The 12,862-nt window shown below is 72.0% G+C and carries 12 protein-coding genes; 6 read left to right on the top strand and 6 right to left on the bottom strand.

Annotated features, from left to right (window positions below; genetic code table 11):
- Positions 1–873 carry an iron uptake transporter permease EfeU gene (efeU, locus tag ACFYXB_RS28040; protein ID WP_389587017.1) on the top strand — a complete coding sequence of 291 codons (873 nt, stop codon included), beginning with the start codon at positions 1–3 and terminating at the stop codon, positions 871–873.
- The gene (locus tag ACFYXB_RS28035; RefSeq protein ID WP_389587016.1) at positions 833–1,834 is read left to right on the top strand and encodes a hypothetical protein; all 1,002 of its coding nucleotides are present in this window, start codon (positions 833–835) and stop codon (positions 1,832–1,834) included. Before efeU ends, ACFYXB_RS28035 begins: the two co-directional genes overlap by 41 nt.
- 9 nt (positions 1,835–1,843) lie before the next feature.
- Here ACFYXB_RS28035 and ACFYXB_RS28030 read toward each other — a convergent pair whose 3' ends face one another.
- The 5 genes from ACFYXB_RS28030 to ACFYXB_RS28010 all read right to left on the bottom strand — a co-directional run bounded on the left by ACFYXB_RS28030 (position 1,844) and on the right by ACFYXB_RS28010 (position 6,896).
- Positions 1,844–2,581: a bifunctional DNA primase/polymerase gene (locus ACFYXB_RS28030; protein WP_389587014.1), complete on the bottom strand. Its 738-nt coding sequence runs from the start codon at positions 2,579–2,581 to the stop codon at positions 1,844–1,846.
- A gap of 98 nt (positions 2,582–2,679) precedes the next feature.
- A complete protein-coding gene (locus tag ACFYXB_RS28025) occupies positions 2,680–3,294 on the bottom strand; it encodes a TetR/AcrR family transcriptional regulator (protein WP_389587013.1) in 615 nt (204 codons plus the stop codon).
- A gap of 49 nt (positions 3,295–3,343) precedes the next feature.
- Positions 3,344–4,333 (bottom strand): small ribosomal subunit Rsm22 family protein, encoded by a 990-nt coding sequence (locus ACFYXB_RS28020; protein WP_389587011.1) that lies wholly within the window; start codon positions 4,331–4,333, stop codon positions 3,344–3,346.
- 140 nt (positions 4,334–4,473) lie between these two features.
- Positions 4,474–5,649: a serine hydrolase domain-containing protein gene (locus ACFYXB_RS28015; protein WP_389587009.1), complete on the bottom strand. Its 1,176-nt coding sequence runs from the start codon at positions 5,647–5,649 to the stop codon at positions 4,474–4,476.
- Complete coding sequence (locus ACFYXB_RS28010; protein ID WP_389587007.1) at positions 5,601–6,896, bottom strand: multidrug effflux MFS transporter; 1,296 nt, start codon at positions 6,894–6,896, stop codon at positions 5,601–5,603. Before ACFYXB_RS28010 ends, ACFYXB_RS28015 begins: the two co-directional genes overlap by 49 nt.
- A gap of 94 nt (positions 6,897–6,990) precedes the next feature.
- Here ACFYXB_RS28010 and ACFYXB_RS28005 point away from each other — a divergent pair, with 94 nt between their 5' ends.
- A complete protein-coding gene (locus ACFYXB_RS28005; RefSeq protein ID WP_389587006.1) occupies positions 6,991–7,989 on the top strand; it encodes a Gfo/Idh/MocA family protein in 999 nt (332 codons plus the stop codon).
- A 33-nt stretch (positions 7,990–8,022) separates the two neighbouring features.
- Positions 8,023–8,781 carry an SDR family oxidoreductase gene (locus ACFYXB_RS28000; protein ID WP_389587004.1) on the top strand — a complete coding sequence of 253 codons (759 nt, stop codon included), beginning with the start codon at positions 8,023–8,025 and terminating at the stop codon, positions 8,779–8,781.
- A 277-nt stretch (positions 8,782–9,058) separates the two neighbouring features.
- Here ACFYXB_RS28000 and ACFYXB_RS27995 read toward each other — a convergent pair whose 3' ends face one another.
- Positions 9,059–10,222 (bottom strand): D-alanyl-D-alanine carboxypeptidase family protein, encoded by a 1,164-nt coding sequence (locus ACFYXB_RS27995; protein WP_389587002.1) that lies wholly within the window; start codon positions 10,220–10,222, stop codon positions 9,059–9,061.
- Between the two features lie 201 nt (positions 10,223–10,423).
- Between ACFYXB_RS27995 and ACFYXB_RS27990 the strand changes: the two genes are divergently transcribed.
- Entirely contained in the window at positions 10,424–11,863 is a 1,440-nt protein-coding gene (locus tag ACFYXB_RS27990) for an ABC transporter permease (RefSeq protein WP_389587000.1), read from the top strand.
- An 83-nt stretch (positions 11,864–11,946) separates the two neighbouring features.
- Complete coding sequence (locus ACFYXB_RS27985; protein WP_351352146.1) at positions 11,947–12,636, top strand: ABC transporter ATP-binding protein; 690 nt, start codon at positions 11,947–11,949, stop codon at positions 12,634–12,636.
- Positions 12,637–12,862: the final 226 nt, after the last annotated feature.

The following is a 12,862-nucleotide window of genomic DNA, read 5'->3' as shown; positions in this document are numbered from 1 at the left end:
GTGTTCTCCAACTACCTGATCGGCCTGCGCGAGGGGCTGGAAGCCAGCCTGGTCGTCTGCATCCTGATCGCCTATCTGGTCAAGACAGACCGCAGGGACGCCCTGAGGCCGATCTGGATCGGCATCGCCATCGCGATCGCCATCGCGATGGGCTTCGGCGCCGCGCTCGAATTCGGCTCCCAGGAGCTGACGTTCGAGGCGCAGGAGGCGCTGGGCGGCTCGCTGTCGATCCTCGCCGTCGGCCTGGTGACCTGGATGGTGTTCTGGATGCGGCGCACCGCCCGGCATCTGAAGTCCGAGCTGCACGGCAAGCTGGACGCCGCCCTGGCGCTCGGCACGGGCGCGCTGGTCGCCACCGCGTTCCTGGCCGTCGGCCGGGAAGGCCTGGAGACCGCGCTGTTCGTGTGGGCGTCCGTGCACGCGGCCAGCGACGGCACCCCGCGCCCGCTGATCGGCGTCGCCCTGGGCCTGGCCACCGCGGTCCTGCTGGGCTGGCTGTTCTACCGGGGCGCCCTGAGGATCAACCTGGCCAAGTTCTTCACCTGGACCGGCGGCATGCTGGTCGTCGTGGCGGCGGGCGTGCTGGCGTACGGCGTCCACGACCTGCAGGAGGCCAACTGGATCCCGGGCATCCGCAAGTTGGCCTTCGACATCAGCGACACGATCCCGCCGGACAGCTGGTACGGGACGCTGTTGAAGGGCGTCTTCAACTTCCAGCCGGACCCGACGGTCCTTCAGGTCACGGTGTGGCTGCTGTACCTGATCCCGACGCTCGCGATCTTCCTCGCCCCGGTAGGGTTCGCCTCCGGGAAGGGGAAGGTGAAGGCACCTGATGAGCAGGGATCGCAGCCCTCGAAGGCTCCGCAGGCGTGACCGGAACGCACTCGTAGCGGCCTCGCTGACCGCGCTGTCCCTGACGGCGAGCGGATGCGTGGTGGTGCACGGGGAGCGCGAGGTGCTTCCCGCCACCACCAGGGCCGAGGCCGCGAAGGCGCTTCAGCGGTTCACCGACGCCTACAACGCGGCGGACAAGGCGTACGACCGCTCCCTGGACGCGGACTACGTCACCGGCGCCCTCGCCGACATCGACGGGGCCCGGCTGACGGCGGGGCACGCCAACAGCCCCGGCGGGAACGCCGCGCACCAGCCGCTGAAGCTGTCGGACGCGAAGTTCACCATTCCCAGGAAGGCCGGCTGGCCGCGCTGGTTCGTCGCCGACGCCCACGCCAACAAGGGCGGCAACGCGCGCTGGCTGTTCGTTTTCACGCGCCACAGCCTGGCCGAGCCGTTCCAGGTGGCGTATCTGACGCTGGTGGCGCCCGGTGCCGTACCCGCGATAAAGAAGGACAAGGACGGCTGGGCCGAGGCCGTACCGGCCGACTCTCCCGAAATGGCCGTACGGCCGCAGGACTTGAGTGCGCGGTACACGACGTACCTGAAGAGCGGCGGCAGCGGTTTCGCGGCCGGTCTGCACACCAGCGGGTGGCGCGCGACGCGGGCGAAGGAGGCCAGCAGGCCGGGACTCGCCACGCAGTACATCGACGAGCCGCTGACGAACGGGGACTACGCCCCGCTGGCGCTGCGCACGGCGGACGGCGGGGCGCTGGTGTTCTTCACCTCGCACCACTACGAGAAGCGCACCGCCGCCGCGGGCGCCTCGGTCCCGACCCCGAACAAGGACGTCCAGGCCCTGACGAAGGGCGAGATCAAGCAGTCCCTGACGCTGGAGTTCGTCTCGAACGAGATCGCCGTGGACCCGAAGCGGGGCACGGACACCGGCGACGTGTCGCTGCTGGGGCGCATCCAGGGGCTTACGGCGGCGCAGGGCGAGTAGAGCCCGACGTCAGTGGGGCAGGGGCCAGGCCGACGTCCCGTGGCAGGGTTCCGCGGCGGCGTGGCGGGCGCAGGCGTCCGTGAGGGTTTCCAGGAGGCTCAGCGGGTCGGGGAGGGCGTGTTCCGGGCCGCGTACCCAGCGGATCGTCCGGTCGTCGTCGCCGGGGAGCCGGGCGGGCGGTACGAGCACGTACGAGCCGCGGCAGTGCCAGCGCAGGCCGGGGTGCTCGTCCATGGTCTCGGGGTGGCAGTCCAGCTCGCAGGGCCACCACTCGTCCTCGTCCTCGGGCGTGCCCCGGGTGAGGGTGAAGAACAGCATGCGGCCGTCGTCGCTCTCGGCGACCGGGCCGGTCTCGACGCCGGCGGAGTCGAGGCGCTCCAGCGCTTCCCGGCCGGCTTCCAGGGGGACGTCCAGGACGTCGTGCGTCATGCCGGTCGCGGTGATGAAGTTGGCCTGCGGCTGGTGCCGGGCCCAGCGCTCGATCTGGGCGCGGTCGGTGGTGGACTGCGTCTGCCAGGCGAACGACACCGGGTGCCGGGCGGGGGTGGGACAGCCGACGCGGTCGCAGGAACAGCCGTAGCCCGGTGCGGGGTGCGCGGCGGGCGCCAGGGGCAGTCCCGCGTCGGCGGCGGCGAGCAGCAGGGCCTCACGGCCTCCGTCGTCGGCGGCCGCCTGTGGACGGCGTCCGCGCAACCACTGGGAGAGTTTGCCCTGCCTGCCGGTCCGGCCGCCGAACGTCGCGCTCATATATCCCCTCGCCTCGCCATCGTGTCAACGCCGTGTGCAATAGGTTCAATGGGATCAATAGTCGCACCATCCCGCGCCGCTCCCGACCAAGGCGGTGGTCAGCGCGGGGCGAGGCCGTACAGGGCGTAGTCGACCAGGGTGTCCGTGTAGTCGTACGAGATCGGTCCGGTGTGCTGGAGCCAGCGCTGGGCGAGGGGCGAGACGAAGAGTTCCAGGGCGATGCGCGGGTCCACCTCGGGGCGTACGGCACCCGCGTCCTGCGCGGAGCGCAGCCGGTCGACGTACAGCTGGAGCTGGGGTTCGAGGAGCTTCGCGACGAACTCGCGGCCGAGCGGCTCGTTGACCAGGCCCTCGGCGGCCAGGGCACGGGCGGGAGCCTCGAAGCGGGGGTCGAGCAGCTCGTCGACCGTGGCCCGCAGGACGGTCTTGAGGTCGGCGGCGAGATCACCCGTGTCCGGGATCACGTACGGCTCCTGCCCGAGGTCGCGGGCGGCCTGCTCGCCCAGGTCGAGAAAGGCCTCGAGGAGTACGTCCGCCTTGGACGACCACCACCGGTAGATGGTCTGCTTGCCGACCCCGGCCCGGGCGGCGATCCCCTCGACGGTGGTCTTCGGGTACCCGGCCTCGGCGACGAGCGCGAGGGCGGCGGCGTAGATCGCGCGCCGGGACCTCTCGCTGCGGCGGGTGGCGTCGGGGACGGGCTTCTTGACCATGGGGCCGAAGCTACCAGGGGGGTGAGACGGGGCGTCTCGCGAAGGGGCCCTAGGCGTCCGCCGGGGGCCAGCGGTCGCCCCAGTCCGAGTCCCGGGCCGCCTTGTACAGGTCGCCGTGGCGTTTGGTGACCGTCGTGCGGCGCAGCTGCTCGTCGGCCTCGCACAGGTCGAGGATCACCTGGCCCTTGCGGATCTGCGGGCGGCGGACCACGCGGGCGGGCGCCGGGTCGGCCGGGAGGCGGGTGGCGGCGACGTAGCTGAACTTCTCGTCCTCGTACGGCAGTGAGCCGCCTTTGACCTGCCGGTGCAGGGAGGAGCGGCTGACCCGCGCGGAGAAGTGGCACCAGTCGGTGCCGGGGACGATGGGGCAGGCGGCGCTGTGCGGACAGGGCGCGGCGACGTGGAACCCGGCGCGGACCAGCCGGTCGCGGGCCTCGATCACGCGGGCGTAGCCGTCGGGTGTGCCGGCCTCGACGATCACGACGGCCTGCGCGGCGGACGCGGCGGCGTCGACGAGCGCGGCGCGGTCGGGTCCGGCGAGTTCGTTGAGGACGTAGGAGACGGTGACGAGGTCGACGGGGTCGAGGGTGAGCGCGGCGCCGATGCGGGCGCGCTGCCAGTGGGCGTCCCGGAGCGCCGGGTTGGCGGCGGCGAGCTCCCGGCCGAGGGCGAGCGCGGGCTCGGCCCAGTCGAGCACGGTCACCGGGCGGGTGCCGTCCCAGGTGGCGCTGACCGCCCAGGTGGCCGCGCCGGTGCCGCCGCCGACGTCCACATGGCTGCCCGGGATCCACGCGGGCACGGCCGCCGCGAACGCGTCCAGCGCCGTGCGCACGGCCTCGAAGGTCGCGGGCATGCGGTAGGCGGCGTACGCGGCCACATCGGCGCGGTCCCTGAGGATCGGCGTGTCGGTCGGGGTACGGCCGCGGTAGTTGGCGATCAGCCTCTCGACGGCTCCGGCGGCTTGTTTGGGCGGGAGCCCGTCGAGCAACTCCGTGAGCGCGGAGCGGAGGGTGTCGGACGGGGAGACTGGGGCGTTCACCTGGCGATTCTAAAAGGGCCGGGGTAGCGCCCCAAAGGGGCGCGGGGCTGTGCCAATATGCGGCTCCGCCGCGCGGGCGCGACCAGCCACATACGTGCCGCAGACGATCGACGACATATCGCGGCACTTCCAGCGAAGCGTCAGGTCCCCCTGACCGCCCGCGCCAACCGCGTCGCCAGGTTCGCCCGCGGCCCGCTGTCCGCCGGTCGTCTCACCGGATGCACCGTGTTCGCCAGGATCACCAGGAATGTCTCTGTCATCGGGTCGAGGACGAGCGACGTGCCCGTGAAGCCCGTGTGGCCCGCCGCTCCGCTGCCCGCCAGCTCGCCCATGAACCAGGGCTGGTCCACGGCGAAGCCCAGCCCCGGCGCGGTCAGCAGAAGCTCCACGAGGTCGGGGCCGAGTATGCGGGCGGGGCCGTACGAGCCGCCCGCGAGCAGGGTCCGGCAGAACACCGCGAGGTCCCTGCCGGTGGAGAACAGGCCCGCGTGGCCCGCGACCCCACCCAGCGCCCAGGCGTTCTCGTCGTGGACCACGCCCCGCAGCATCCCGCGGTCCGCCTTGGCCCAGGGCCGCCGCTGGTACTCCGTGGCGGCCGCCCCGGGGCACGGTCCGAAGCCGGTCGCCGTCATGCCCAGCGGCCGGGTGATCCCCTCGTGGACGAGGACGTCGAGCGTGCGGCCGGTGACGCGTTCGAGGGCGAACTGGAGCAGCAGCATGTTCAGGTCGGAGTAGAGATACGTCCCCGGCTCCCCCGTCGGCGGCTCCACGCGCAGCAGGGCCAGCCGCTGCGCGTCGTCCCGGCAGTCGTACAACGGGAGTTCGGGGCGCAGCCCTGAGGTGTGGGTGAGCAGCTGCCGTACGGTGATGCCGTGCCTGGCGGCCGCCCGGAACTCCGGCAGGTAGTCGCCGACGCGGGCGTCCATGCCGAGGGTGCCCCGCTCGATCTGCTGCACGGCGGCCACCGACGTGCACAGCTTGGTGAGGGAGGCCAGGTCGAAGGGGGTGTCGACGGTCGCCGGCACCCGGACGGCGCGCGGCAGTTCGACACCGGTGTCGGTGATGGGGTCGTAGGAGGCGTAGCGCACCGCGAAGCCGGCCGCCTCCTGGACGGCGATCACCGGGCCGCGTCCGGCGACCACGACGACACCCGGCGCCCAGGGGTGGTCGCCGGTGGTGAGGTCGTGCGCCTCGCGGACCAGGTGCCGCAGTTCCGTGGGGTCGAGCCCGGCCTTTTCCGGTGTGTCGACGCGCAGTCTCGGTGCGCTCAGCTCCCCGCTCCCTTCACACTCGCACGGGCGTTCCAGGGTCGGCACATTCCCATGAAGCAGGCCAGCGCCACCAGCGCGCCCGCCAGTTGGACGACGGCCATCGGTACGGCGGTGTGCTCACCGGCGACGCCGACGAGCGGCGAGGCGATCGCGCCGACGAGGAAGGAGGAGGTGCCGAGCAGCGCGGAGGCCGAGCCGGCGGCGTGTCGGGTGCGCAGCAGGGCGAGCGACTGGGCGTTGGGGAGGGTCACGCCCATCGCGGACATCAGCACGAACAGCGCGGCGGCGACGGGCCCGAGGCCGACGTGCCCGAAGGCGCCGGTGGACATCAGCAGCAGGGCGGTCGCGGCCAGGACGGTGACCGCGAGCCCTGCGGCCAGCACCTTGTCCAGGCTCACCCGGCCGACCAGCAGCTTGCCGTTGACCTGCCCGGCGACGACCAGCCCGACCGAGTTGAGGCCGAACAGCAGGCTGAAGGTCTGCGGAGAGGCGCCGTAGATCTCCTGGATGACAAAAGGAGACGCCGCTATATATGCGAACAGCGCGGCGAAGGCGAAGCCGCCCGCGAGCATGTAGCCGGTGAAGGGCAGGTCGGTGAGCAGGCCGCGCATCGCGCGCAGGGCCTCGCCGACGCCTCCCGCGTGGCGTTCGGCGGGCGGCAGGGTCTCGGGCAGCCGCGCCCGGACGACTGCCGCGAGGACGGCTCCGACGACCGTCAGGACCACGAACACGCCGCGCCAGTCGGTCACACGGAGGATCTGTCCGCCGATCAGCGGGGCCACGATCGGGGCGACGCCGGAGATCAGCATCAGGGTGGAGAAGAAGCGGGCCATCGCCACCCCGTCGTACAGGTCGCGTACGACGGCCCGGGCGATGACGATCCCGGCGGCGCCCGCGAGGCCCTGCGCCAGCCGGAACGCGACCAGCGTCTCGACGTTCGGGGCGAGTGCGCACAGGGCGGTGGCGACGAGGTAGACGGCGAGACCGGCGAGGAGCGGGCGGCGGCGGCCCCAGCGGTCGCTCATCGGGCCGACCACCAGCTGGCCGAGCGCCATCCCGGCGAGGCATGCGGTGAGCGTGAGCTGGACCGTCGCGGCGGGCGCGTGCAGGGAGCGGGTGACCTCCGGCAGGGACGGAAGGTACATGTCCATCGCGAGCGGGGGCGTGGCGGTGAGGCCACCGAGGACGACCGTGACGAGGACGCCGGTACGGCGTGCCGCGCGGCCGGCGGGCTTGCGGACCGCCGGGCCCTGTTCCCGTTCCGGTGTCGACGCCGCCGCGTGCTCCGCCATGTGCCCCTCCCCTTCCGATGCCTTTGGTTGAACCGGCACCTATGCTCTCAGCTCGTACACAGTGCCGAGGTCACACGAGCGAGGGCGGGCCGGGATGGCGGAGCAGAGCGTGCGGTGGGGGATCCTGGCGACGGGCGGGATCGCGGCCGCGTTCGCGGCGGACCTGGTGGATCTGCCCGACGCGGAGATCGTGGCAGTGGCGTCGCGCAGCCAGGACTCGGCCCGGGCGTTCGCCGAGCGGTTCGGGATCGGCCGGGCGTACGGCGACTGGGAGTCGCTGGCGCGGGACGAGGACATCGATGTCGTGTACGTCGCCACGCCGCACTCGGCGCACCGGGCGGCCGCCGGGCTGTGTCTGGAGGCCGGGCGGAACGTGCTGTGCGAGAAGGCGTTCACGCTGAACTCGCGCGAGGCCGAGGAACTGGTCGCGCTGGCGAAGGAGCGCGGCAGCTTCCTGATGGAAGCGATGTGGATGTACTGCAACCCCCTGATCCAGCGGCTGAAGGCACTGGTCCGCGAAGGCGCGATCGGCGAAGTGCGCACCGTGCAGGCCGACTTCGGTCTCGAGGGTCCCTTCCCGCCCGCGCACCGACTGCGCAACCCCGCGCTGGGCGGGGGCGCGCTGCTCGACCTCGGGGTCTACCCGGTGTCGTTCGCGCAGCTGCTGCTCGGCGAACCGGCGGACGTCACGGCGCGCGCGGTGCTCTCCGAGGAGGGCGTCGACCTCCAGACGGGCGCCCTGCTCGCGTGGGAGAGCGGCGCGCTGGCCTCGGTGCACTGCTCGATCGTCGGCGGTACGGCCATCACCGCGTCGGTGACCGGGTCGCACGGCCGCATCGACGTGCCGTCCGGGTTCTTCCACCCCGAGCGGTTCGTCCTGCACCGCGACGGCCGTGACCCGGAGGAGTTCGGTCTCGACCCGGCCGACGGGCCGCGGCAGACGATGCGGCACGAGGCGCGGGAGGTGATGCGCGCGCTGCGCGCCGGCGAAACCGAGTCGCCGCTCGTCCCGCTGGACGGCACGCTCGCGGTGATGCGGACCCTGGACCGGGTGCGGGAGCTGACCGGGGTGCGCTACCCCGGCGAAGCGTGACCTGAGCCGAGGGGCTCCCTAGGCTGCGGCCCCATGAATGCCAAACAATCGAGGATCGCGGTGGTGACCGGTGCCGGTTCCGGCATCGGGCGGGCGGTGGCCGTGGAACTGCTGCGCGCCGGCTGGTCGGTGGCGCTGGCCGGGCGGCGTGCTCAGACGCTGGAGGAGACGGCCGCGCTGGTTCCCGAGAGCGCCGCTCTCGCCGTACCCACCGATGTCGCGCGGCCGGACGAGGTCGCGGAACTCTTCGCCGCCGTGCGGGACCACTTCGGGCGGGTCGACCTGCTGTTCAACAACGCGGGGACCTTCGGCCCGGGCGGGGTCCCGGTCGAGGAGCTGCCGTACGACGCGTGGCGGCACGTGGTGGACACCAACCTCAACGGGGCGTTCCTGTGTGCGCAGGCGGCGTACCGGCAGATGAAGGAGCAGGATCCGCAGGGCGGCCGGATCATCAACAACGGCTCGATCTCCGCCCACACGCCCCGCCCCCACTCGGTGGCCTACACCGCGACCAAGCACGCGCTGACCGGCCTGACCAAGTCGCTGTCGCTGGACGGGCGGCCGTACCGGATCGCCGTCGGGCAGATCGACATCGGCAACGCGGCGACCGACATGACGGCGCGCATGCAGACGGGTGCGCTCCAGGCCAACGGTCAGGTCGCGCCCGAGCCGGTGATGGACGTCGCCGATGTGGCACGCACCGTACGGCACATGGCGGAGCTGCCGCTGGAGGCGAACGTGCAGTTCGCGACGGTGCTGGCGACGGCGATGCCGTACGTCGGGCGGGGCTGAGAACTCCCGCGACAGGCAACCTAATTCGTCAACTCGTCAACTTGCACAAACGGAGTTGAAACCTCCGGACCATTGCAGCCGGTCAGGGCCTTATGCTCAACTTACCTACACGAGAGCTTCACAGTTGAGGCACACGGGTTCCGTTGACCATTCCGAGGGGGAGTCGGCAGCCGTTCCACCGAGCCGGGTTGGGGGTGGACCTCGCGAGGGACCGCGGGGTACGCACCGGCGGGTGGAACGGCTGCCGCGAAAGCCGTCCGGCGAAGGCGCGGGGCGCTCAGCCGCGGTGCCTGCCCTTCCGGTCGGTTCCGGCCGTCGTCGCCCTGCGCCGCCGTAGCGCCAACGCGCCCGCACCCAGCACCGCGACCGCTCCCGTGGCTCCCTCCAGCAGGCGCCAGGACGATGTGCCCTTGGCCGCCGGGACCGGGGCGCTCGCTGCCTCCTGGGCCGGTCGGGCCGCGGGGTTCGGGGCGCCGCCCTCGCTCAGCGGAGTGACCAGCGTGCCCACCGGACGGAGCGAACTCCCCTTGTCGAAGCCCCAGTCGAGCAGTGCGGCGGTCTCCTCGTAGACGGCGTTGCTGCCGTTGGCGGGGTGCATCACGGTGACCAGGAGGGTGCGGCCGCCGCGGGTGGCCGCACCGGTGAAGGTGTTGCCGGCGTCGCTGGTGTAGCCGTTCTTCACCCCGATCAGGCCGTCGTACGTGCCCAGGCCCCACGCCCCCGTCAGCAGCCGGTCGGTGTTCTGGATCTGGAACGTCTTCTTCCCGCCGGCCGGGAAGTCGGCGGTCCGCGTGCGGCAGTAGGCGCGGAAGTCGTCGTCCGCCAGCCCGTGCCGGGCGAACAGCGTCAGGTCGTACGCCGACGACAGCTGGCCCGGGTGGTCGAAGCCGTCGGGGCTGACCACATGGGTGTCCAGGGCCTGCAGATCCTCGGCCCTGGCCTGCATCTCGGCGACCGTCCGCGCGACCCCGCCGTTCATGTGGGCGAGCACGTGCACCGCGTCGTTCCCGGAGCGCAGGAACACGCCCTGCCACAACTGCTCGACGGTGTAGGTGATCCCGGGCTTGATCCCGACCAGGCTGGAGCCGTAGGGGATGTCGGCGAGGTCGGCGTCGGTGACCTGGTGCCGGTCGGTCCGCGCGAACTTCTTCAGCAGGGTGTCCGCGAACAGCATCTTCAGCGTGGACGCCGGCGCCAGCCGCCGGTGCGCCCCGTACGAGGCGAGCACCTCCCCGCTCGCGGCGTCGGCGAGGAGCCAGGAGCGTGCCGTGAGCTTCCCCGGCAGCCCCGTGGCACCCCGCACCTGGATTCCGTCACGGGCCAGCCGTTCCCCGCCGACGACGCGCGGGGCGGCGGAGGCGGAGGGGGCCGCGGACAGGGGAAGGGCGGCGGCCGTGAGTCCGAGGGCGGCACGTCGCGTGAGCCGAGTGGAATCGCGCATTCCGGGACCGTACACGCCACCCAACAGCGTTTTCCTGGGAGGAACCCCTCTACGGCCTAGGAATTTACTGTCTTATGAAAATCTGGCCCCTAGTGTTCACTTTCTCAGGCCTCGCACACCCCGTGCTCAGCCCCCCGCAAAGGTTCGTCCCTAGGTTGTGGCCGCGCCCACAGCGGGCGCCAAGAACCTTCGAGGAACGGGATGTTTGGCATCTATCTCAAGCGCGAACTGGGCCGCAGAAAGAAGGCGGCCCTGGTCATCGCACTGGGTCTGGCGCTCGGTATCGCGCTGGTCATCACCGTCGACTCGGTGTCGGCCGGTATGCAGCAGGCTCAGGACAAGGTCCTCAAGTCCCTCTACGGCCTCGGCACCGACATGACGGTCACCAAGGCCCGGACGGCGCCGGGGAGCGGGAGCTCGCAGGGGCCGAGCTTCCGGTTCGACGCCAAGTCGAGCTCCACGTCCACCCAGAGTTCGGACCGGGTGATGACGCAGGGTGGTCAGGCCCTGAAGTCCTCGCTGGTCGCACAGGTCGCGGCCCAGAAGGGCGTCGCGGGCGCGGTCGGCGCGCTCTCCCTGAACGTGACCAAGGTCGACGGCTCCTTCACCCGGGGCAAGGCGCAGAGCTCCGGTGGTGACACCGGCGGTGGTCCCGGTGCCGGCGGCGGGAGCGGTCAGCCGCAGGTGCAGGGCGGCGGCGCCGACTTCAACGTCAACAGCTACTCCGTGGCCGGCGTCGACGTCACCGACCAGGACCTCGGCCCGCTCGCCGCGATGAAGATCACCTCCGGCCGGACGTTCACGGCGGCACAGACCGACGCGAAGGTCGCGGTCGTGAGCAAGTCGTACGCCAAGGAGAAGAAGTACAAGGTCGGCTCGACCTTCAAGATCTCCGGCACCAAGTACACAGTCATCGGCGTCGCGACGCCGGACAGCAGCGAGTCCACGACCGACGTCTATCTGCCGCTCAAGCAGGCGCAGACGCTGGGCGACGCGAAGAACAAGGTCACCACCATCTACGTCAAGGCGACCGACTCCCAGCAGATCGCCGTCGTCAAGAAGACCATCCAGAGCAATATCTCCGGTACGACGGTCACCACGTCCTCCGATCTCGCCTCCACCGTCTCGGGCTCGCTGTCCACCGCCTCCGATCTGGCGGCCGGCGTCGGCAAGTGGCTGTCGGTCGCGGTGCTGGCCGCGGCGTTCCTGGTGGCGGCGCTGCTGACCTCCTCGGCCGTGTCCCGGCGGGTGCGGGAGTTCGGCACCCTGAAGGCGCTGGGCTGGCCGAGCCGCAAGGTCACCCGGCAGGTGGTCGGCGAATCCCTCGTCAACGGACTCATCGGCGGCGCCCTCGGCATCGCGCTGGGCCTGGTCGCGGCGTACACGGTGACAGCGATCAGCCCGAAGCTGACCGCGCAGCTCGGCGGGACGGGCGGCGGACCCGGCGGCGGCATGGGCGGCGGGCCCGGCCGGCAGTCCGCGTCGAACACCATGGAGATTGCGCTGTCCGCGCCGGTCTCGCCGACCACCATCGCGCTCGCGGTGGGTCTCGCGGTCGCCGGCGGTCTGATCGCCGGTGCCATGGGCGGCTGGCGCGCGTCCCGGATGCGCCCGGCGGACGCGCTGCGCAGCGTGTCGTAGCACACCCCCAAGCCGGGGCGCCGCCTCCACTCCCCCCGAGACGCGGCGCCCCGCCCCTCTCCCACGACCTCAACGGAGCACCCATGTACAGACTCAGCGGCGTCAGCAAGCGCTACACGCGCGGCAAGGAGACGGTGGAGGCACTGCGCGGCGTCGACCTCTCCATCGAGGACGGCGACCAGCTCGTCATCCAGGGCCCCACGGGCGGCGGCAAGTCCACCCTCCTGCAGATGATCGGCGGCCTGGACCGCCCCACCTCCGGCAGCGTCGAGCTGGACGGCGTCGACCTCGCCACGATCGGCGAGGCCCGGCTGACCCGGCTGCGCGCCGAGAAGATCGGCATCATCTTCCAGGCGTTCAACCTGATCCCGACGCTCACCGCCCAGGAGAACGTCGAGACCGCCCTGGTCCCGCTCGGCGTGCAGCCCGCCGAACGCCGTGAGCGCGCGGCCGAGGCGCTGCGCTCGGTCGGCCTCGGCGAGCGCCTCCGGCACGTCCCGTCCGAACTGTCCGGGGGCCAGCAGCAGCGCGTCGCGATCGCCCGCGCGCTGGTCAAGCGGCCGAAGGTGCTGCTCGCCGACGAGCCCACCGGCAACCTCGACGAGGGCACCCGCGACGACATCATGGGCCTGCTCGAAGGGCTGTGGCGGGAGCACGGGCTGACCTTCGTCATGGTCACCCACGACTCCGCCATCGCGCGCCGCGCTCCGCGCGTAGCCACCATCAGGGCCGGGCAGATCTCCCTGGCCGAGCAGCGCCTGACCTCCCGGTGAGGGGCGGCCCGCTCACCGCCCGAGCAGACGGTCGACCTCGGTCAACTGCCCGACGGTGAGCGGCCCGTGGACGAGGGTGCCCGCGTTCTCCTCGGCCTGGGCGACCGCGCCCCGCGCGTAGCCACCTTCAAGGCCGGGCAGATCTCCCTGGCCGAGCAGCGCCTGACCTCCCGGTGAGGGGCGGCCCGCTCACCGCCCGAGCAGACGGTCGACCTCGGTCAACTGC

The sequence above is a fragment of the Streptomyces sp. NPDC002619 genome (genome assembly GCF_042889305.1).
Taxonomy (GTDB): domain Bacteria; phylum Actinomycetota; class Actinomycetes; order Streptomycetales; family Streptomycetaceae; genus Streptomyces.
Note: the sequence above shows the minus strand (reverse complement) of the source record. Positions and strands in the feature narration are given on the sequence as shown.